The following is a 20,919-nucleotide window of genomic DNA, read 5'->3' as shown; positions in this document are numbered from 1 at the left end:
GTAGCCCCTTCCCTTCCATCACCGAGGTCAGGCCGTATCGCCCAGATCGCGAATATGACCCGGCAGACGTTCGTGGCTGCCATACATGAAGTGGTTTTCCATATTCTCCGAATAGCGGCTGGCCTCGGTCGCCACACCGACGGCTTCGGCAACCTCGCGGATATGCATGGGTGACGCGCCACAGCAAACGCCCAGATAGGATATCCCCATCTCAAAGGCACGGCATGCGAAATCACGGATTTCATACCGGTTCACATAGAGCGGGTCCAACGCGGTCGGGAAGGTCCGACCATGGGGCGACGGGCAGTGACAGCCGTTATTGTCCGACAGGTTGAAGAATGTCGGCTCCTCGTCGGTCGTCCGGTAAGGAACGGGTAAACCGGCCACCGGGCAGGATACCGCCTCGCGGATCTTCTTCAGGTCGGCCAACATCGTCTCCGGCCCGCGAAAACAGTTCAGGCCGACCACATCCGCCCCAAGCTGTTCCAGCTTCTGACAGGTCTCCACGATGCCTGTGTCGTCCATCATCCGATTACCGGCCATCGGCGCCAGGGTGACGACGCAGGGCAAGCCAGTCTTCTGCATCACTTCCAGCGCGACCTCAGCCTCACCGGCGTAATAGAAGGTTTCCCCGATCAACATATCGGCCCCTTCTTCCACTGCCCAGCCGACCATTTCCTCGAACATCGCGTGGACATCACGCTGTGCATCCGGGTCTTCGGGATTCCAGATATTGGTATTGGAAATATTGCCCGCCATCAGATTGGCTTCCCCGGGCGCATTATCCGCAACCTCGCGGGCAATCTGAAGGGCGGCGCGGTTAAGCGGTTCCAGCAAATCCTCCTTGCCGATCACGCGCATCTTTTCCCGGTGGCCGTTATAGGTGAAGGCCTCGACGATATCCGAACCGGCACGCTGGAAGTCCCGATGCAGGATCGTCAAGGCTTCCGGATGATCCAGCGCCACTTCCGGCACGAATTCCCCCGCGGTCAGATAGCCGCGGCGTTCCAGTTCAAACAGAAAACCCTCGGCACAGATCACCGGGCCGTCTTTTAATCTCTCGACCAGCGACCGTTTAATGGGTTTTGTCATGAAAATTTCCTTTCGCGTTCAACAGAATGGCCGGGACGCGAAAGTGACCGACTGTCAATTTTGCCTTCGTGCTCATCAATACGCGCTTCCCCGTGCGTTTGGTTGCAGGCGGGGACAAGGAAGGACTGCCGGCGTGAAAACACCGTGACATGCGCGCAGTCTTCGATGGGACACCCCGCCCATGGACATTCCGGCTTTGGCAGGTCTCCTGGCTTGCGGGTCGTCGCGGTCCATTCGTCTTCCCGGCGATCACCGCCAGTGACATCATGAATGGATCCCTCACCGCTCACAGTTGCGGGGGCAGCTTCGGCCTTGCTCATCCCATTTGGGGATGAACGCACCGAATTCCCTCTTAGCTGTGCAAAGCAACACCGCTTGCACAGAACCAGAGCCAAAACGGGAATTATCAGCAAAAGGGATCAATATCAAGAACTAAAATAACGACATATGGATATCTTTATATTAATGAAGATACTGCTAAATCAGAGATATCATTCAGACATATTCCCGTTATTTTACAATCCCTTATTAAAAAGGAGACCATCTTCTCCAACATACCCCCCACTTTAGTCGGCTACGGCACCATTGGGCGCTAACTCGGCCCATTATGTCGCTGACACTACATTCCTATAGTTGAAATAAATACACCATGCTCTCGCTTGTGGTGCTGCCTTGTCGTCAAGGTGGATAATTGGGAAGTCGGTGAGACGCCGACGCTGCCCCCGCAACGGTATGAAAGTTTTACGCAGCAAACCGCCATTGGGCTATGCCTGCCCGAGAAGGCGCTACGTCAGGGGGACCCCCCGCTTTCAAGTCCGGAAACCAGCCCTTGCATTCAGTCCTTTTCCGGGTCGCGGGTGGCGATCGGCAGGCATGGTTGCGTTCATGACAACGAAACCGGTCTAGCTGTTCCATCTGTAATCGGAAATTGTTGGCCTTGAGCGGGGTGCATCAAGGGATGCGAACCTGACAGTCCCACACATAGGGTCTCGGTCCGGGTTGCATGCCTCTCCCCACTCAAACCACCGGGAACAGGGAGGTAAAATATGATCCAAAACCCGTATCACTGTATCACGTCCCGGTGCCGGGCCATCCGACAGCAATTCAGCAATCATAAAGGATGGAAAAATGAGTAAGAACCGCGGAGTAGTCTATCTCGGCCCCGACAATGTCGAAGTGCAAAACATCGCAGATCCCGCTTTCATCGCCCCTGACGGCCGTAAAATCGAGCATGGAGTTATTCTAAAAGTTGTCAGCACGAATATCTGCGGCTCCGACCAGCATATGGTCCGCGGGCGGACCACCGCACCGGAAGGCCTCGTCCTGGGTCACGAAATCACTGGCGAGGTCATCGAAAAAGGCGCTGATGTGGAGATGCTCGAGGTCGGCGATCTGGTTTCCGTTCCCTTCAATGTCGCCTGCGGTCGTTGCCGTACATGCAAAAGCCAGGACACCGGCGTCTGCCTGACCGTGAATCCCGAACGCGCCGGGGGTGCCTATGGCTATGTGGACATGGGCGGGTGGATCGGCGGACAGGCTCGTTATGTCATGGTCCCCTATGCTGATTTCAACCTGCTGCGCTTCCCGGACAAGGACCGCGCGATGGCGAAAATCAAGGACCTGACCATGCTGTCCGACATCCTGCCCACCGGTTTTCATGGCGCAATCAATGCAGGCGTCGGTGTCGGCTCCACCGTCTATGTGGCGGGCGCCGGTCCAGTCGGCCTGGCCGCAGCCGCCTCCGCCCGCATCCTGGGGGCTGCCGTTGTGATGATCGGCGATTTCAACCCGGATCGCCTGGCCCATGCGGAAAAGATGGGCTTTGTCCCGATCGACCTTGGCAAACATGACCGTCTTGGCGAGATGGTGGCAGAGGTTACCGGCGATCCGGAAGTGGACAGCGCCATTGACGCCGTTGGCTTTGAGGCACGCGGCCACAAAGGCGGGGAACAGCCAGCGATCGTCCTGAACCAGATGATGGAAGTCACCCGCGCCGCCGGTTCCATCGGCATCCCGGGACTTTATGTGACCGAGGATCCGGGTGCGGTCGACGAGGCCGCCAAAGTGGGCAGTCTGAGCCTGCGCTTTGGCCTTGGCTGGGCGAAGGCACAAAGCTTCCATACCGGGCAGACCCCGGTCATCAAATATAACCGTCAATTGATGCAGGCTATTCTGCATGACCGGCTGAATATTGCAGAAATCGTCAATGCAAAGATCATCCCCCTGGACGATGCAGCCGAGGGGTATCACGCCTTCGACGGAGGGGCCGCCGCAAAATATGTGCTGGACCCGCATGGGGATCTGGCAAAGGCAAGCTAGCCGCAGAACTGCGCCCCGCCATCTTCCGATGGCGGGGCGTCCTCACTATCGTCGCCTAGTCTGCTTTTGCCTGCTCAGGAACCAAGACAAACCGCTGATACAGGAAACCGACCAGCAACAGGCTTGCCCCCAGCCCCATGAAAGAGGCCACCCGGTACAATCCGGTCAGCCCGGCCATATCCAGAACAAAGACCTTCACTACTGTGAGCAGGACAATCCCCAGAGCGGCCTTTCTCAACACCGGAAGGTGACGCCAGAAACCGGCCAGCATCAGCAATCCCGCAAAAACCAGCCAACCGGCGGAATAGGTATAGAGTTCCGCATCCTCGACAACGCCAAAGCGAATGCCAGCCCCCTGGAACCAGTGTCTGATTTCCAGGGTAAGGTTGAGGAAGGCCAACGCCAATGCGGCCCCGCCTGCCCCCCACAACAGCCAGGGACGGCGGTCCTTCCAGCCCTGCCATGCAAACAGGGCTGCGAAGGCCGCCGACACGCCATAGGCCACAAGCAGAATATTCACGACAGGCCAATGGCCGATTTCCTCGCCGGTGAACAGCGGGTTATTGAAGACAAGCTGCAGAACCACGATCTGGACGACCGCCATCAGGCCGAGGATACGTGCGCCCCAATAGGAAACCGGGCGCGGCATACGCTTGTAGCGGACGTAAAAACCCAGTGCGCTTGCCAGCCAGCTTGCGGACTGCAGGCTTTGTTCCAGCAAACCATAACGCTCCACCATCAGGGCACCATTCACCCAATAGCGGATTTCCAGGCTGACGGTCAGCACAGCGGCGGCGACAGCAAAACTTTCCAGGAAATGCACGGTGATGCTGTCCCGTTCCTGGTGGAACCAGCGGGCAGCAAGATAATAGGCAACGGCTGGAATGCCATAGCCATAGAAGATCCAGGCTGTCCTGGCAGGTACGTCAAAGGTCGTGCCAAAGAATGTATGCAACAGGATAAGCCGGACAAATACGATACCGCCCACCACAAGCGCGACATGTCGCCCGTAAGGCAGTCGGATATGCCCATTGACCCAGGCAAGCGCAGGCAGTTGCACAGCCAGTGCAACCGACAGCCAGACTTCGGACAAGGTCATGGTTGCCGCCAGCGAGATCGCGCCAATCGTCGCCACTGCATAAAGCCCGACACCGATTTCCAGCGCGCGGGCCTGCGGATGCCTGTGCAAACGCGTCGCCAGCCCCACAGCCATGGCCGCCAGAAGAAGGCCAAGCGCGGCCCAACCCAGGTCAACCATCAAGGCATCGCAGCGATAATAGACAATTGCCAACGTCAGGACCGGAACAGCCGCGGACAGCAATGCCCAAAGCCCCTTATGCCGGACATGGGTCAGCGCCAGATGCCCGACCCCGCCGAAGAAAACAGCAAAGAGTACTGCCGAGGCCAGAAAGGTTCCCAGATCGTCCATTGGCCCGCCGACTGGTAAACGACCGAAGACACCGATGGCGTCGAACCCCAACGGATAAACCTCCCCCGGCAGAGCCCAGCAGACCAGAACGACAAGTCCCATGACAGCCGGGACAGGGGCCATGCGTTCAACAGCAGGCGTGGACCAGGCGGCGAAAATCGTCACTCCGGTGAAAACCGCCATTGCCGCCAGTGACAGAACCCCGTTTTCTTCCCTGAGGCCCAAAGCGAACAGAAGCAGGGCCGTTACACAGCTTGCGACAAAAACCACCAACGCCGGACGCTGCCATTTCTGATTTTCCGGAATTAAGGGAAGGGTTTTCAGCAGCGATAGCTGCCCGATAAAGGCAAGCAGGATGAAGACTGCGAGCGGAATCAGGTCTTCCAGACCATCCGCGAAAGGCATTGCCATCGCAGACCAGAGACCTGACCCGGCAATGACACAGCAGGCAGCCCTCCACCAATGGCGCGTGTGAACAATTGCCAGGACTGCCGCGCCCACGATGGTCAGATAACTGAACAGGCTCCAGTAGCTCGGCTCATCGCTGCCAATCAGGAGAGGAACGACATAGGCACCGACCACGCCCAACGCCGCAATCAACGGCCCCTGCACCAGCGACAACCCCAAAGCCAGTACCGAGATGGCAGCCAGGAAGGCAAAGGCCAGCAGCGGGGCAAATATGTCATAAAGGGCGTAACCGGCATAAGTACTGCCGTAGAGGATCGCAACACCGGCGGCCGTAATCGCGGAGGGAATATAATCCGGGCGCAGGGCTGCAATCGCCTTGCGCAGCGGACGGCGACGGAACCATTCGCCCGCAAAGACCAGAATGCCGCCCAGACCCATCGCAAGGGCAATCCGCACCAGCGGCGAGATAAGGCCGCGTTCCATGCTGTATTGCACGAAGAATATCCCACCAAGCGCCAAGGTCGCCCCACCCAGCCAGACCAGCCAGCGGAAGGCGAGCGCCTCTTCAAGCCATGAGGTGGATTTCTTTTCTTCCCGGGGGGTGGCTTCCGGCGTCCATGCCGCGTCCGGGACAGCCACTTCGGGCGCCACCTGCGTGGGTGTCTCAGCAGCCGGTTCAGGTTCCTCACGCACCTCTGCGTGGATTTCCGACGCCTCGGCAGTGGCCGGTGCCTCCACCGTCGCTGCTGCCGCGGGGGCAGGTGCCTCAGCAGCAGGCGCAGCAGCCTCCTCCTGGCGGGCACGCATGATGACTATGGCCCGCCGAAGGTTCGCCACCTCGGTCTTGAGCTTGCCAATTTGCACCAAAGCCACGATGGCCATGATCGGCGCGGCCAGGAATAGCAGACCTATTATCAGAAAGAACCCGTCTTCCATCTTCCCCCACCTCTGCAGTCAGAAGATGGAATCAATCCTATGATACCGTTCAGGTCAATTCCAATATGCTAAATATGCAAAACACCCGCCCAATAGGGCGGGCATTTTACACAATAGTTGCCGATAGTTAGATGTATATCGTACCGCGAAGATAAAGCCGGGCATCGCCAGCCATGGTGACGCGATCCCCCTCCATCCGACAATAGAGATCACCACCGCGCGCAGAGACCTGACGGGCATGAAGGTCCGCCTTTCCCAGAACCTTCGACCAGTAGGGAACGACCGTGCAGTGCGCAGAGCCGGTAACCGGGTCTTCCGGAATTCCGGCATGGGGTGCGAAATAACGGGAGGCACAGTCACAATCCTCGCCAGGTGCAGTGATGACCAGACCGTCCCCTTCCATACCGGCGATAAAGTCCAGATCCGGCTCGACGGAAAGAACCTGCTCCGCCGTTTCAAATACCGCCAGGTTCTTAGCTGCCCTCAGGAAACGAACAGGCTCCACCCTCAAGGCCTCAACCAGTCCCTCCGGCATGGGAACTTCCTTTGCCACACGGGCAGGGAAATTCAGTTCCAACCGGTCATCGTCTTTGCGTACCGTCAGCAGCCCGGCTTCGTTCGTGGCAAAACGGATTTCCGGCTTGTCCCAACCCAACAGGTTGAACAGCACATAGGATGACGCCAGCGTCGCATGGCCGCAGAGATCAACTTCGGTTGCAGGCGTAAACCAGCGCAGGAAATAATCCGCCTCTTCCCCATCATGGGGCACAAAGAAGGCCGTCTCAGACAGGTTATTTTCCGCCGCAATCTTCAACAGCACCTCATCCGGCAGCCAGGATTTCAGCGGAACCACTGCCGCCGGATTGCCCCGAAATGTCTCGGTAGTGAAGGCATCAATCTGATAAATCGGAAGTTCCATGGCCTGTTCCTTACTTCAAACCTTGCGCCGTTGCCGCATGGGCCTCTTCCAGCGCCTTGAACGTGACCGGCAGGTCGTCTTCCGTCGTGCGCCAGTTGCTGATCGCCGCCCGTACACCTGCCTTGCCGAACAACGCTCCCGGTGTACAGAAAATGCTTCCGGCCTCATTGAGTGTCTGCAGGAAGGCTTTGTTCGCCGCATCCTGATCATCTGTGTCGAACAGGGCCCGGAAGCAAACCACATTCAGTTTCACGGGCGTCAGAAGTTCAAACCCCTCTGCCTGTTCGATCCAGTCAGCCAGCTTCGCGGCAAAGGAACAATTCCGCCTGACAACATCCCGCACGCCATCGCGCCCATAGGCCTGCAACGTCATCCAGACGGGCAACGCCCGGAACCGCTGAGAGTTTTCAAGCGACCGGTTCATATAGGTCGGTGCCTCACCTTCAATTTTGAGATAGGCCACGTCCATCGCGTTGGCCTTTTCCAAGGCCTCCACATGCCGGGTCAGGAACAGGCCGCAGTCATAGGGCACATTCAGCCATTTGTGGAAATCGGCGGTGATTGAATCCGCGCGTTCGATACCAGCCACGCGGCCCGCCATTTCCGGCAGGCAACGGGCGAACAGACCAAACGCCCCATCCACATGCAGCCAGGCATCATGCGACGCACAGATATCGGCAATGCGGTTCAGATCGTCGAAATCCGTGGCAGTTACCGTACCTGCCGAGGCCACGACGATTTTGGCGCTTGCATCACTTTCCAACAGGGCCTTATCCAGGGCCTCAGGGTCCATCGCCTCACTTTGCGGCAGTTGATCCACCGGCACGAGGGCGTTCCGACCGACGCCGGACAGGCCCATAACCTTGACCATACTGCTGTGCGGGCAGGCGCTGAAAATTTTCAGGTCCGGCAGGGCGGCCATGCCGTCGCCGGTCACATCCACGCCCAGTTTATCCGCCCACCATTCCCGCGCGGCAATCAGGCTCAGAAAATTGGCCGCCGTCGCTCCTGTTGTGAAACATCCATCAAACTGTTCCCGAGGCAGGTCGAACAGGTCCAACAGTTGCCCGATGGTTGCATCCGTAACGGAGGGAGCGATGGATTCTCCCGGGTTCGGAGGGTTCTGGTCGACGGCTGACGCAAGCCAGTCGCCGACCAGGGCGGCTGGGGTCACGCCGCCTGTCACAAAACCAAAATAACGGCTACCGGCGCTGGCGCTCAGATAGGGTTCGATCTCCGCTTGATATTGCGCCATCGCCCCGTCCAGGCCGACGCCTTCCTCCGGCAGCGGCCCCTTGGTCAATACGGGAGAGGGCACAACAGCCGCCGCACGATCGTTCAACCCGCCCAAAAATCGCAGGGCATTGTCTGCCGTTTCATGAAGCAGCCGATCCAGACGGTCCGGCACAGCATCGCCAAACATTTTATCCGACATGACTTATTCGTCCCCGCGGCTGAGAATATCAACATAGACGTCCCGGTCGATATTGCCGCCGGTGAGAATGACGCCAACCTTACGGCCCGCCATTTTATCCTTTTCCTGCATAAGCGCGGCCAACGGCACGGCCCCTGCCCCTTCGGCGATATTATGGGTGTCGGTGTAATAGGCACGGATCGCCGCCTCGATTTCCGCGTCCGACACGGTCACCACCCGGTCGGCCCCGCTGCGGATCATGTCCACCACATAGGGCAGAGGCGACCGGCAGGCCACACCATCCGCGAATGTATCCGCCCGTTCAGTCGGGATCGCCTTCCCTGCCTCGAAACTCAGCGCATAGGCCGGCGCCCCTTCCGAAACGACGCCGACAACCTTTGTACGCAAGCCAAGGGCATCGCGCGCGGCAATAACGGAACAAACGCCCGATCCCATGCCGATCGGCACATAAACCGTATCAAGGTCCGGCTGCGCCCGGAAAAGCTCCAGCGCGTAGCTCGCAACGCCTTCGACAAGCTTCATATCCATGGACGGCAGCATGAACAGGCCGCGTTCCTCCGCAATCTTGCCCGCCTGTTCGAAAGCTTCCTGGAAGTCGTTGCCGATTTCGATCAGTTCCGCGCCCTGTGCCTGCATCGCGGCGTTCTTTTCCCGGCTGTTGCCCTTCGGCACAACGATCGTCACCGGGATGCCGTAGCGCGCGCCCGCCGTTGCAATGCTCTGGCCGTGGTTACCACGTGTCGCGGCAATCACGCCGCCGTTTTCTCCCCGGTCCAGGCGATCCTTCATATAGACCAGACCGCCACGTATCTTAAACGCCCCTACAGGCGTGTGGTTTTCATGCTTCACCCAGGTCTCACATCCCGTGCGGCGGCTCAACAGCGGCCACTGGTACTGCGGTGTCCCCGGAAAGACGGAATGCACCAGTTCCGCAGCCGCTTCCAGTTGGGCCAGACTAAATGTCGACATGTATACTCTCCCTGCCAATGAGGAGCAGGCGCCCCTGCGCCCGCTCCCCAACTTTTCTTTATCTGCGTGGGCGGTTATCTGTGCCAGAAAGCCTTGGCTGTCTCGCGATGCACGTCGCGCCGGTCCAGCCCGATATCCGTCAGCAAATAATCCTCCAACTCCGCCAGGTCCAACCGCTGGCTCCATCGACGGTACCATACCACCGGCAATTTCACCCAATTCACGGCTTGCCCTGCAACAGTCGAACGCGGAGACGATAGCAGTGACCCGGAAGGCGCTGGTCCAAAGATGAAGCCAAACCATCCGGGCAAAATCCATAATGTACGCATACAATTGATCCTTTCTTGCCCGAATTTGATATCAATCAGTACAATTTATACTTTCTATTGACAATTGAAGGGTGTCAATTTAAACATTGTCACCATGACAATACGCACATTAACCTGGAAACCGGACATAACGGATCGGCACGGACCGAAATATCGCGCAATTGCAGATGTTTTGGCCGATGACATTGCCGCAGGAAATATTCGTGAAGGTATAAAGCTGCCGCCGCATCGGGAACTTGCCTGGGAATTGGGCGTTACCGTCGGCACCATTACCCGCGCCTATCAGGAAGCGGAACGGCGCGGACTGGTTTCCGGGGAGGTTGGCCGCGGCACCTATGTACGGTCCCATGCGGAATCCACCAACGGGGCACGTGGCCTTGCCACATCCGTTCCCCTGATGCCTGCCTATGCGGAAGACGAACCGGACAAGCCTGCGAATATGGCTCTGAACTATCCGCCACCAGGCCGCGAAATTGCCGATGCACAGACCAGCATGGCCTCTATGATCCAGTCGCCGGACTTTCCGAGCTTCCTGTCCTATCAGCCCAATGCCGGCATGGCGGCGCATCGGGAGGCCGCCGCCAGATGGATGGCAAAACGGCTACCGGGCACAACAGCTAAAAATACGCTCGTCGCCAGTGGAGGCCAGCACGGCACCTTTATCGGCCTGTCCGCTGTGACACAGCCCGGCCAGGTCGTCGCGACTGAGGCCATGAGCTATGGCGGCCTGAAAAGCATCGCCCGCAATCTGGGCCTGTCTCTGCACGGCCTGCCGATGGATGCGGATGGCCTGATCCCGGAGGCATTCGAAGCCTACTGCCAAAGCCACCGCCCGCCGGCGCTTTACACCGTTTGCACGCCCAACAATCCGACGAATGCAGTCATGCCGTCGGAACGGCGTCAGGCAATTGCAGCGATTGCAGCGCGCTATGACGTGGTGATCATCGAAGACGACATTTTCGCCTTGCTTCTGGACGATGCGCCGCCGCCGATCGCCGCTTATGCACCGGACCATACAATCCTCGTGACCAGCGCCGCCAAGACATTGGCGCCGGGCCTGCGCGTAGGCATCGCCACCGGACCGGAACGCCTGATCCCCGCGATGGAGGCCTCAATCCGGGCCACCTGCGGCCTTGCCTCCCCCATCACGGCGGAGATTTTTCGTCACTGGGTGGATGAAGGCACCGCCGATGCCATCCTGGAAGACCACCGGCGAGAAATCGCGGCCCGTCACCTGTTGTTCAAGGAACGCTTTGATCCATTAGAGGCGGATTATGTAATGCCGAAAGGCTCCATGCATGCCTGGCTGCAGATTCCGGCCCCGGACATGGCAGCAGACTATATCCTCTCCGCCGAACGGCGCGGGGTCAAACTGGGGTCCAGCGGCGCCTTCGTTATCGACCGCAATGCGGCCCAGCAGGCTGTGCGCATATGCCTTGGCACCCCGCGGGAGCGCAAGACCGTGGAACGGGCACTGGACAGCCTCGCCGCCCTCTACCAGGAAGGCGGCGCGGGCACCGATATCGCGATTTATTAGGAGAGGCCCGTTATCGGCTGGCACTTTCGATGGCAGCACAGATGTCGGACACGACGGCGCCAACCATGGCCTCGTCATCTCCTTCTGCCATCACACGGATAACCGGCTCCGTCCCCGATTTTCGGATCAAGACGCGACCGCTTCCCGCCAGACGTTCTTCGCCTGCCTTGATTGCGGACTGAACATCATCATGGTCCAGCGGCTGCCCCTTCGCACCGTCAAAACGGACATTCTGCAACAACTGCGGCACGGGTTCGAAAACCCGGCCCAGCGTGCTCATCGGTCCGCCCTGCTCCACCAGCACGGCCAGAACCTGCAGCGCGGCGACAAGGCCGTCCCCGGTCGTCGCATGGTCGCCCAGAACGATATGGCCGGATTGCTCCCCACCCAGATTGCAATTCATCTCGCGCATCGCCTCAACCACATACCGGTCGCCGACCGGGGTGCGCTGCATATCAATACCAAGGCTTTTCAAATGACGTTCCAGCCCAAGGTTGGACATGACCGTCGCCACAAGGGGTCCGCGCATCTGGTCACGCTTGGCAAGTGACGTTGCGACCAGCCCCATGACCTGATCGCCGTCCAGAACATGTCCGGTTTCGTCACAAACGATCAACCGGTCCGCATCCCCATCCAGGGCGATCCCGAGATCAGCCCCGTGGGAAACGACCTGTTCACACATGACCGCTGGTGCCGTTGCGCCGCAACGGTCATTGATGTTGGTGCCGGTCGGCTGAACCGCAATGGGGATAACCTCCGCCCCAAGCTCAAACAGAACTTCCGGCGCAACCTTGTAGGCCGCGCCATGGGCGCAATCCACGACGATCTTCAGCCCTTCCAGCGTCAGCCCGGACGGGAAGCTCTGTTTCACGAATTCCATGTAACGGCCGCGTGCATCTTCCAGACGCATGGCCCGGCCCAGTTTGGTAGGATGGGCGAGATCCTCCGCCGGTGCGTCCATCAGGGCCTCGATGGCCTCCTCATCGCTGTCCGACAGCTTGAACCCGTCCGGCCCGAAAAGCTTGATGCCATTATCCTGAAACGGATTGTGGGAGGCGGAAATCATCACGCCAAGGTCACAGCGCAGGGACCGCGTCAGCATGGCGACCGCCGGTGTCGGGATCGGCCCGACCATGAAGACGTCCATGCCGGTCGAGGTGAACCCGGCCGCCAGCGCCGGTTCCAGCATATAACCGCTAAGCCGGGTATCCTTGCCAATCACCACCTTGTGCCGATGCTCACCGCGCCTGAAATGCCGACCGGCGGCCAAGGCCAGCCTTAAAACCAGATCAGGGGTGATGGGGTGAATATTGGCAGTACCGCGGATGCCATCGGTACCAAAATATTTCCGCGCCATGTTGGACAGCCTATCGTTATTCTTGCAGCAGCATTTCCTTCTTTTGTGGTACCCCCTTCCCGGAAAATCGGCAAGTCTGTAAATCTCATGGCATGAAGCGCAAAAGTGGATCACTTTCGACTTGCGGCCCCCGGCACCCCATCGGCGGCAGGCCAATATCCGCCAACAAGTGGGGCCCGGACCGGGCAAGGCGCGCTATCGCCTCCCGTTCCTGACGCGCGATCAGATAACGATGCCACAAGCCTGAAAACCACCCTGTATCCGTGTTACGAAACACCGTGGCGCAACAGTCCTCAACTCTTTCTGTCACAAACATAGCATCACCTCATGACTTTACCCATAATCATGATATGCTTTGGCTATTCCGTTTAATATCGACTATTCATAAGAATTAAATTGAGAAAAACTCATAGATGGTAAAACTCGCAAACCTTCCTCTGAATGCAATGCGCGCCTTCACCGCCGCCGCCAGTCATACCAGCCTCGCCGAAGCGGCCGATGAACTGAATGTCACGCAGGGCGCGGTCAGCCGCCAGATCAAGGCGTTGGAGGAACATCTGGGTTTTCCCCTGTTCGACCGAAGCCAAAGACGCCTCACGCTGACACGCAAAGGCGAGATGTTGCTGCCTGCCTTTCAAGACGCCTTCGGGCAATTGACCCAGGCGATGCGGGAGGCCAACAAGGCCGACGAGGAACTGCGGATCAAGGTTCCGCCATCGCTGGCAGTACGGTGGTTGATACCGCAATTGCATCTGTTTCAGACAAGCCACCCCGAAATCGACATCAATCTCACCACATCCTGGCATTTCTTTGACCCGGACACCGAGGACTTCAACGCAGGGATTATCTATGCAGTCGACTATATCCGGCCCGAGCCCAGACCAAGCCTGCGTTTCGACGAGATTGCCGAGGAATGGATGGTCCCTCTCTGCGCACCGTCTTATCTGGAAACAGCACCGCCGCTTGATACAGTCGATGACCTGGCCAATCACACGTTGCTGAACTGCCTGTGCTTCAAATCACATGACGACTGGAGCTATTGGCTTGAGCAATTCGGCTATCCCGACCTGAAAGCCCGAAAGATGGTTGCCTTCGATTATCTTGATATCGCCCTGCATGCCGCGGCTTCGGGCCAGGGGATCGTGTTGGGCGACATCAGCCTGGTTAAGGAAGATATGGCCGCGGGCCGCCTTGTAGCCCCCCTGGATGTCCCGCCATTAAAGGTAGGGTCCTATTATCTGGTCAGTCATCGCCGGGCGGAAGATCACCCTCATCTGGAAACATTCAGGCAATGGCTGCAAGACCCCGGCCATGCATCCGCCGGTACAGGTCACAACGGTCATCCCGGCCACAGACAGAACGTCAAATAACGAAAAAACCCGGTGCAAGGCACCGGGTTTTTATCAGGTCTTCCCGACTGTCCGTCAGGCCGGTTCGGGGTTCGGCCCCACACCAACCGGACCATCGGAGGTCGGAACGGAAGTCTTGGACTTCTTGTGTTCCCCACCGGAAGCCGCGCCACCGTCGTCGCCACCTTCGCGGATTTTTTCACCACGGATGAGCGCATCGACTTCGTCACGGTCGAGGGTTTCGTATTCCAGCAGCCCCTGGGCAATCGCTTCCAGTTCATTCTTGAACTTCTCAAGAATGTCGCGGGCACCCGCTTCACCTTCTTCCACCAACCGACGGATTTCCTCGTCGATCAACTTGGCGGTCGCATCAGAGATATTCTTCTTCTGGGTTACGCTATGGCCCAGGAAGACTTCCTCTTCATTATCGCTGTAACGCAGGCGGCCAAGCTTGTCGGAGAAACCGAATTCCGTGACCATCTTACGGGCGATACGGGTCGCCTGCATGATGTCGTTGGAAGCCCCGGTAGTCACATTCTCCTTACCGAAGATCATCTCTTCGGCAACACGGCCACCGAACATGCTCTGCAACTGTGCTTTCAGTTCGGTTTCGGACTGGGAAAGCTTGTCGCGTTCCGGCAGCCACATAGTCACACCCAGGGCACGACCGCGCGGAATAATAGTGACCTTATGCAGAGGCTCATGGCCCTTGGCGTGCAGCATCACCACCGCATGACCTGCCTCGTGATAGGCCGTCAGCTTTTTCTCGTCTTCGGTCATGACCATGGAGCGGCGTTCCGCGCCCATCATAACCTTGTCCTTGGCGTCTTCGAATTCCTGCATGGTAACCACGCGGCGATTGCGGCGAGCGGCCATAAGGGCGGCCTCATTCACCAGGTTCGCCAGATCCGCACCGGAGAAACCGGGGGTTCCGCGTGCGACCACACGGGCATCCACATCGGGCGCCAGCGGCACTTTGCGCATGTGCACTTTCAAAATCTTTTCACGGCCCAGGATATCCGGGTTCGGCACAACAACCTGACGGTCGAAGCGGCCCGGACGCAGCAACGCCGGGTCCAGCACGTCCGGACGGTTGGTAGCGGCAATCAGGATCACACCTTCATTGGCCTCAAAGCCGTCCATCTCCACCAGCAACTGGTTGAGGGTCTGCTCACGTTCGTCGTTACCGCCGCCAAGGCCAGCACCACGATGGCGGCCAACAGCGTCGATTTCGTCGATGAAGATAATGCAGGGTGCGTTTTTCTTGCCCTGTTCAAACATATCGCGGACACGCGACGCACCGACACCAACAAACATTTCCACGAAGTCAGAACCGGAGATGGTGAAGAAGGGAACATTCGCCTCACCGGCAACCGCGCGAGCCGTCAGGGTCTTACCGGTACCCGGAGGACCGACAAGCAGAACGCCTTTCGGGATCTTACCGCCCAGACGCTGGAATTTCTGCGGGTCGCGCAGGAACTCAACAACTTCCTGCAGTTCCAGTTTCGCCTCATCGATACCGGCGACGTCTTCAAAGGTAACCCGGCCAAGTTTCTCGTTCAGCAGTTTGGCCTTGGACTTGCCAAAGCCCATGGCCTTGCCACCACCGCCCTGCATCTGGCGCATGAAGAAAATCCACACACCGATCAGCAGCAGCATCGGGAACCAGTTCAGCAGCAACGTGAACAGGGTCGGCATACCATCTTCCGGCGGTGCAGCCTGTACAGTCACGCCGTTTTTGGTCAGGCGCTGCACCAGCGTGGGGTCGTTCGGGGAATAGGTCTTGAAAGAAGGTCCGCTTTCAAGATGGCCGGTAATTTCCGGTCCCTTGATCGTGACGTCCTTGACCGCCCCGTCATCCACCTGGGAGACAAATTCCGAATAGGGCATATTCTGCGCGTTGCCCTGCGGACTGTTTGACTGAAAGACGTTAAAGAGAAACACCATCAACAAAATGATGATGATCCACAATGCCAGATTTCTGCCGAAAATATTCACTTGAACTTAACCCTTCCGTTCCACGCTCGCGCATTGAACACCAAAGCACCCTTTACGTCCAGCGTTCCGCCCCTTTACATAGTGTTCCAGGCAGGGCTTGAAAAGGCCGAACTCCCAAAGAACCGCCCGGATCGAAGCTGAATTACCATTTTTTCAGCGACTTGGCCGTCAAGAGGCCAAATCGGCTCAACCAGTGCGTCACCTTGCCACAGCCCCGGCCATACATGCCGTACAAACGCCGGGAAATGTGCGGTTTTCACAACGAAGTCCGGGTGGGACCGCCGCAGGCCTTGCCATCCATCGGGTCCTAACGGCCCTAGACGGAAGCCGGGCATTGTCACCTGCACATCAACGTCAAACCGCCCATCCCATTGCATCCGGCCAACTTTGTTCAGAGGAAGATCCTCGCCGATCGCCGCAAATTCCCTGGCAATCCAAAGGACATCTCTACGCAGGGCCAGCCGGCACCCTGCCAAGGTACTATCGAAACCTTGACCGTCTCTTAACAAGGTAGATTTTAGTTCGCCCAGCACCCGTGAGAGTGAACCGAACCGGGGCACATAATCGGCCCCCGTCATTGCCTGCAGTACAAAGGCCAGACTACGCAGGATGATATCGTCATCGGCGTCGAGGAAGCTTTTCAATACGAGGCGGCAACTGCCATCCGGAAACAGGCGACCACTTCGGTCGAGATGGCGTTGGCGCTGTGACGCAAGCGCTGCGCTCGCCCGTTGCATATGCATTGCCGTTGCGTGAAGGCGTTCCGCCGTCAGCCCCTCTTCAGCCAGACCGGGCATCAATTTACGCCAGCGCACACGGGTGAAGGCATCGCTTTCGTTACTGGGGTCGCGCACATAGTCTTGCCCTGCCTCATCCAATATCGCCACAAGCCGCGCCTTGGGCACCGACAATAAGGGGCGATGCAGGTTTACCCCCTGGCGAATCTCATGCGGGGTCATCACCGCCAATCCGTCAACGCCGCTCCCCCGCGCCAGACGGATCATGAAGGTCTCCGCCTGATCATCAAGGTGGTGCGCCAGGAAGAGGTCACGCACCTCGTTCGCCCTGCACCAATCGGTCAGCAGTGAATAGCGCAGGCTTCGCGCCCGGTTTTGGATATCGCTTTTGATTGGTTCATCATCAGTGCGCGTGAGGATTTGGGCCTCTACATCCGCCTCGGCCAGCCAGCCCCTCACCTGGGCGGCTTCCTGAGCAGATTCCGGGCGCAGGCCATGATCGACAATGAGGGCAGTCAGGGAAGCATTTCTGTCTTCACACCAATCCCGCAGCAGAAGAGCAAGCGCCATACTGTCCGGCCCGCCCGAACAGGCAAGGGCCACCGGCATACCTTCGGGCATACAGGTGGCCATATAGTCTGAGAATTCTTCCTGGGTCAGCGGCGCCATACTGTCCTGCCGGTCCTAGCGCCAGTCAGGCCGCGCCTTTACTGACACTTGAGTTTCTTGCGGGCAGAACGGGCGCGGTCGAGAATGCGCGGCTCTGCATCACCATGTTTGCTGATCAGCTCCTGATACGCAACGCAGGACGCGTCGGTCTGCCCGATCTGTTCGAGAGACATCGCCAGTTTCAAAAGACTGTGCGTGGCTTTTGTTCCCTGCTTGTCCTTCATATAGGCGTCGCTGAAAACACGTGCGGCTTCTGCATATTTCTGGCGGGCATAGTAGGTTTCACCTAGCCAATATTTCGCATTGCCGACCAGTTTATCTTCCGGATACTGGTCCAGGAAACCGCGCAGAGCCTTTTCCGCACCGTCGAAATCATGCTGATGCAACAGGCTCATCGCCTGGTCATATTGCCCCTTGGGCGTATTCGCGACAGCGGCAGGCGTCGGGTTTGCGCTCGCCGTCTGGGTACCGGGCTGTACGGCCTGAAGGTCGGACTGGCTCAAAGTGCCCAATGTATGCGGGGCAGCAGGCCCCTGCGCACCTTGCGATGAAATAATGGTTGTTTCCGTGCCGTCGCCCCCGGTTGCCGCCGTCGACGTGTTGGAGGACACCTGCGGCGTGGTCTGTTGCTGTTGACCGGCATTACCTGCCGCAACGCCACCGTCTTCCAAAGCACGCAGGCGGAAATCTATGTCTTCCACCAGCTTGTCCAGGCGCGTTTCCACACGGCGGATACGGTTATCCATCTCTTCATAGCGGCCATTCAGGTCGCGAAGCTGTTCATCCAGCTCCTGCATTTTCACCTGCAGGCGACCTGCAATGGAGGCCGGAACGTCACCACCGGTTGCCGAGGTTGCAGACGGCGCGACAGAGGCCGGAGCCACGCCTTTGAACACGACCTTCTGGATATCGGTCAACTCCCGGCGCAACAGTTGGATCTGGTGCTGAAGCTGTTGGTTGTTGTCCTGTGCAAAAGCAGCAGGAGACACCGCAATAACGGATGTCGCGACAACGGCAGCCGCAAGACAGTGTTTTGCGCGACGCACGAAGGAAACCGAATCAACTGCGGGAAAGCTTTGTACCATCATCACCAACGAGACCGATCTTAATCAACCAAATGCATCTTGCCTGCAAAAATAGGAGACTTTTCAGGCAAGAATAAGGCAGGCGCGCTTTCGCGGCCTGCCTTACACTAAACCGTTTGTACCGGTTGCCTTAGCTGCTTGCGCCGCTAACGATACGGGTAACACCACGACGGTTCTGAGCCCATGCTTCCGCATTGGAACCTTCAACCGCCGGACGCTCTTTACCGTAGGAGATCGTGGAAATACGATCTGCGGAAACGCCCAGGCTAACCAGGTATTCTTTCACAGAGTTCGCACGACGCTCACCCAGTGCCAGGTTGTATTCACGGGTACCGCGTTCATCGCAGTGACCTTCAACCTGAATCATAACCTGCGGATATTTCAGCAGCCACGCAGCCTGTTTGGCCAGCGTGTCCTGTGCGTTGGAACGCAGGTTGGATTCATCAAAGTTAAAGAAGACGCGATCGCCAACTTTAACAAGGAATTCACGTTCAGAACCAGCGACAACGTCATCGACGCCGCTGGAGGAAACAGACGAACCGTTGCTGCCAGCGGACGAAGCAGTAGCCCCACCATCGCTGCTGCCGCTTGCGGATTCATCCGCGCCCGTGGAGCAAGCCGCAACCAAGAACAGTGCAGCCAGTAAACTTAAAATCTTAAAGCGCATTTAGCATCCCCTGATACTAGTGCCGAAGCCATTACCAAAAAACAGCTTCCTCAAACCCCGGTTGCACAATTATTCGGCCGGGCCGATTTGTGCCTCGCACAATATTAAACATGCATCGATCGGATATTCAAGCGTAGGGCCGGATAATTCAAGTCCCTATTTAGTTAAATTTTCTGTATTTTTTGCGGTGTTGCATCTTTGCCCATGCCCGATCACGGGTTCAGAGGGGACCACGCAGGGTCCGACGCATCACCCGGAGTTACCACTTCCCGCAGATTGTATCCGGTCAGATCCACGGAAAAGAGACGCGTGCGACCGCGCTCTCCCGGTTCCTGACGGAAGAACATCAGGACACGGCCATTGGGCGACCAGGTCGGCGCCTCATCAAGGAAACTCTTGGTCAACAGGCGCTCACCGCTGCCATCCGGGCGAATCACACCGATATAGAACAGGCCGCCGGTCTGCTTGGTGAAAGCGATCAGATCGCCACGCGGCGACCAGACCGGTGTGGAATATACCCCCTTGCCAAAGGAAATACGGCGCACATTCCCGCCATCAGAATCCATGACGTAAAGTTGCGGACTGCCGCCACGGTCGGAGTTGAAAACGATCTGGCTGCCGTCGGGCGCATAGGAGGGCGAGGTGTCAATTGCAGGGTCACTTGTCAGACGCGTCGGGCGGCGCGTCGCCAGGTCCATGACGTAAATATCGGAATTCCCGCGTTCCGCATGGCTCATGATTACCGAATCGCCGTCGGGCGAAAAGCGCGGGGCAAAGGTCATACCGTTGAAACTACCCAGCAGTTCCCGGCGTCCGGTCTCGATGTTGAACAGATAGACGCGGGGCTTGTTATTGTAATAGCTGAGGTAGGTGATTTCGTGACGTTTCGGCGAAAAGCGCGGGGTCAGCACGAGACTGCGGCCGTCCGTCATGAAGCGCTGGTTTGCACCATCCTGGTCCATGATCGCCAACCGCTTGATCCGGTTTTTCTTGGAGCCGCTTTCCGCAATATAGACAATCTTGGAATCAAAGTAGCCGCTTTCCCCGGTCAGGCGTTTATAGATGATGTCGGAGATCATATGCGATACGCGCCGCCAGTTGCTGGGGATCGTCTCGAAGGCCTGACCGACCATTTGGCTTTCGGAAAAAACATCCCACAGGCGGAATTCAACGCGAATCTGGCCGTCATCGAGAAGGCTGATCGACCCGTTGACCAACGCCTGCGCGTTGATCACACGCCAATCGGAAAACCGGGGTTTTACTTTCATCGAGGCGACCGACTGGATAAAAGCGCCCTTGTCGATCGGTTCAAAAATACCGGAGCGCTCCAGATCGGCTGAAATGACGCTGGCGATATCGGTACCAACCTCCGCTTCTTTCTGTGCCCCGCCAAAGAAATCCGTAATCGCAATCGGCAGCGGCTTAACATTGCCCTGCGTGATGTCGATATTCACTTCCGCCCGGGCAGACTGGGTCAATCCGGCCAGGCCGATGGCAGCCGCCATTGCCAAGGCGATGCAAGTGGTCTTTTTAATCGCTTGCGGGAACCCAATCATCTTTTAGAAACCTCTTCCGGATCTGAAATTCACTGGTCTTTCAACCGTTTCCTACCTTGGCTCGCAACTGTGCCTGCACTATTGCCGGAAAGAAAGGCAAAATAATGACAGACCGGCCGCCGCCAAAT

15 protein-coding genes and 2 riboswitches are annotated in these 20,919 nt (G+C 58.0%); of the genes, 3 read left to right on the top strand and 12 right to left on the bottom strand.

The features are described 5' to 3' along the window. Positions 1-27 precede the first annotated feature (27 nt). Complete coding sequence (locus tag IF205_RS08180) at positions 28-1,092, bottom strand: homocysteine S-methyltransferase family protein (protein ID WP_259782799.1); 1,065 nt, start codon at positions 1,090-1,092, stop codon at positions 28-30. 181 nt (positions 1,093-1,273) lie between these two features. Then, positions 1,274-1,497, bottom strand: a riboswitch (cobalamin riboswitch). A gap of 240 nt (positions 1,498-1,737) precedes the next feature. Continuing rightward, a riboswitch (cobalamin riboswitch) is annotated at positions 1,738-1,937 on the top strand. Positions 1,938-2,220: 283 nt separating this feature from the next. On the opposite strand from IF205_RS08180, the gene fdhA reads away from it, so the two are divergent. Then, positions 2,221-3,411, top strand: coding sequence for a formaldehyde dehydrogenase, glutathione-independent (fdhA, locus tag IF205_RS08175; protein ID WP_259782798.1), 1,191 nt, complete (start codon positions 2,221-2,223; stop codon positions 3,409-3,411). A 55-nt stretch (positions 3,412-3,466) separates the two neighbouring features. On the opposite strand, the gene IF205_RS08170 is transcribed toward fdhA, so the two are convergent. The 5 genes from IF205_RS08170 to IF205_RS08150 form a co-directional block, all read right to left on the bottom strand. Further along, positions 3,467-6,184, bottom strand: a complete 2,718-nt coding sequence (locus tag IF205_RS08170; RefSeq protein ID WP_259782797.1) for a DUF2339 domain-containing protein — start codon at positions 6,182-6,184, stop codon at positions 3,467-3,469. A 127-nt stretch (positions 6,185-6,311) separates the two neighbouring features. After that, a complete protein-coding gene (locus IF205_RS08165; protein ID WP_259782796.1) occupies positions 6,312-7,103 on the bottom strand; it encodes a PhzF family protein in 792 nt (263 codons plus the stop codon). A gap of 10 nt (positions 7,104-7,113) precedes the next feature. Beyond that, on the bottom strand, positions 7,114-8,538 hold the full coding sequence (locus tag IF205_RS08160) for a pyridoxal phosphate-dependent decarboxylase family protein (RefSeq protein WP_259782795.1): 1,425 nt from the start codon (positions 8,536-8,538) through the stop codon (positions 7,114-7,116). Positions 8,539-8,541: 3 nt separating this feature from the next. Continuing rightward, positions 8,542-9,507, bottom strand: coding sequence for a threonine dehydratase (locus IF205_RS08155; RefSeq protein ID WP_259782794.1), 966 nt, complete (start codon positions 9,505-9,507; stop codon positions 8,542-8,544). Positions 9,508-9,581: 74 nt separating this feature from the next. Beyond that, complete coding sequence (locus IF205_RS08150) at positions 9,582-9,731, bottom strand: DUF1127 domain-containing protein (protein ID WP_259782793.1); 150 nt, start codon at positions 9,729-9,731, stop codon at positions 9,582-9,584. A gap of 199 nt (positions 9,732-9,930) precedes the next feature. Here IF205_RS08150 and IF205_RS08145 point away from each other — a divergent pair, with 199 nt between their 5' ends. Beyond that, complete coding sequence (locus IF205_RS08145) at positions 9,931-11,373, top strand: aminotransferase-like domain-containing protein (RefSeq protein ID WP_259782792.1); 1,443 nt, start codon at positions 9,931-9,933, stop codon at positions 11,371-11,373. Between the two features lie 10 nt (positions 11,374-11,383). Here IF205_RS08145 and glmM read toward each other — a convergent pair whose 3' ends face one another. Continuing rightward, on the bottom strand, positions 11,384-12,730 hold the full coding sequence (gene glmM, locus IF205_RS08140; protein ID WP_259782791.1) for a phosphoglucosamine mutase: 1,347 nt from the start codon (positions 12,728-12,730) through the stop codon (positions 11,384-11,386). Between the two features lie 413 nt (positions 12,731-13,143). Here glmM and IF205_RS08135 point away from each other — a divergent pair, with 413 nt between their 5' ends. Next, positions 13,144-14,100 carry a LysR substrate-binding domain-containing protein gene (locus IF205_RS08135; RefSeq protein ID WP_259782790.1) on the top strand — a complete coding sequence of 319 codons (957 nt, stop codon included), beginning with the start codon at positions 13,144-13,146 and terminating at the stop codon, positions 14,098-14,100. 54 nt (positions 14,101-14,154) lie between these two features. Here the strand turns inward: IF205_RS08135 and ftsH are convergent, their stop codons facing one another. From ftsH to tolB, 5 genes are all read right to left on the bottom strand, one after another. After that, a complete protein-coding gene (ftsH, locus tag IF205_RS08130) occupies positions 14,155-16,077 on the bottom strand; it encodes an ATP-dependent zinc metalloprotease FtsH (RefSeq protein ID WP_311195744.1) in 1,923 nt (640 codons plus the stop codon). A gap of 74 nt (positions 16,078-16,151) precedes the next feature. Next, positions 16,152-17,483: a tRNA lysidine(34) synthetase TilS gene (gene tilS, locus IF205_RS08125; RefSeq protein ID WP_259782789.1), complete on the bottom strand. Its 1,332-nt coding sequence runs from the start codon at positions 17,481-17,483 to the stop codon at positions 16,152-16,154. Between the two features lie 38 nt (positions 17,484-17,521). Next, entirely contained in the window at positions 17,522-18,571 is a 1,050-nt protein-coding gene (gene ybgF / locus IF205_RS08120; RefSeq protein WP_259783254.1) for a tol-pal system protein YbgF, read from the bottom strand. 127 nt (positions 18,572-18,698) lie between these two features. Then, positions 18,699-19,235 carry a peptidoglycan-associated lipoprotein Pal gene (gene pal, locus IF205_RS08115; protein WP_259782788.1) on the bottom strand — a complete coding sequence of 179 codons (537 nt, stop codon included), beginning with the start codon at positions 19,233-19,235 and terminating at the stop codon, positions 18,699-18,701. Positions 19,236-19,447: 212 nt separating this feature from the next. After that, a complete protein-coding gene (gene tolB / locus IF205_RS08110) occupies positions 19,448-20,791 on the bottom strand; it encodes a Tol-Pal system beta propeller repeat protein TolB (protein ID WP_259782787.1) in 1,344 nt (447 codons plus the stop codon). Positions 20,792-20,919: the final 128 nt, after the last annotated feature.

Source organism: Aestuariispira ectoiniformans, from assembly GCF_025136295.1.
Classification (GTDB): Bacteria; Pseudomonadota; Alphaproteobacteria; order UBA8366; family Aestuariispiraceae; genus Aestuariispira_A; species Aestuariispira_A ectoiniformans.
This window is presented reverse-complemented; position numbering and strand designations above follow the sequence as displayed.

Excerpts from the sequence above, each read along its gene's own strand:
- IF205_RS08180 (WP_259782799.1), bottom strand. The coding sequence starts at position 1,092 with ATGACAAAACCCATTAAACGGTCGCTGGTCGAGAGATTAAAAGACGGC.
- fdhA (WP_259782798.1), top strand. The coding sequence starts at position 2,221 with ATGAGTAAGAACCGCGGAGTAGTCTATCTCGGCCCCGACAATGTCGAA.
- IF205_RS08170 (WP_259782797.1), bottom strand. The coding sequence starts at position 6,184 with ATGGAAGACGGGTTCTTTCTGATAATAGGTCTGCTATTCCTGGCCGCG.
- IF205_RS08165 (WP_259782796.1), bottom strand. The coding sequence starts at position 7,103 with ATGGAACTTCCGATTTATCAGATTGATGCCTTCACTACCGAGACATTT.
- IF205_RS08160 (WP_259782795.1), bottom strand. The coding sequence starts at position 8,538 with ATGTCGGATAAAATGTTTGGCGATGCTGTGCCGGACCGTCTGGATCGG.
- IF205_RS08155 (WP_259782794.1), bottom strand. The coding sequence starts at position 9,507 with ATGTCGACATTTAGTCTGGCCCAACTGGAAGCGGCTGCGGAACTGGTG.
- IF205_RS08145 (WP_259782792.1), top strand. The coding sequence starts at position 9,931 with ATGACAATACGCACATTAACCTGGAAACCGGACATAACGGATCGGCAC.
- glmM (WP_259782791.1), bottom strand. The coding sequence starts at position 12,730 with ATGGCGCGGAAATATTTTGGTACCGATGGCATCCGCGGTACTGCCAAT.
- IF205_RS08135 (WP_259782790.1), top strand. The coding sequence starts at position 13,144 with ATGGTAAAACTCGCAAACCTTCCTCTGAATGCAATGCGCGCCTTCACC.
- tilS (WP_259782789.1), bottom strand. The coding sequence starts at position 17,483 with ATGGCGCCGCTGACCCAGGAAGAATTCTCAGACTATATGGCCACCTGT.
- ybgF (WP_259783254.1), bottom strand. The coding sequence starts at position 18,571 with ATGATGGTACAAAGCTTTCCCGCAGTTGATTCGGTTTCCTTCGTGCGT.
- pal (WP_259782788.1), bottom strand. The coding sequence starts at position 19,235 with ATGCGCTTTAAGATTTTAAGTTTACTGGCTGCACTGTTCTTGGTTGCG.
- tolB (WP_259782787.1), bottom strand. The coding sequence starts at position 20,791 with ATGATTGGGTTCCCGCAAGCGATTAAAAAGACCACTTGCATCGCCTTG.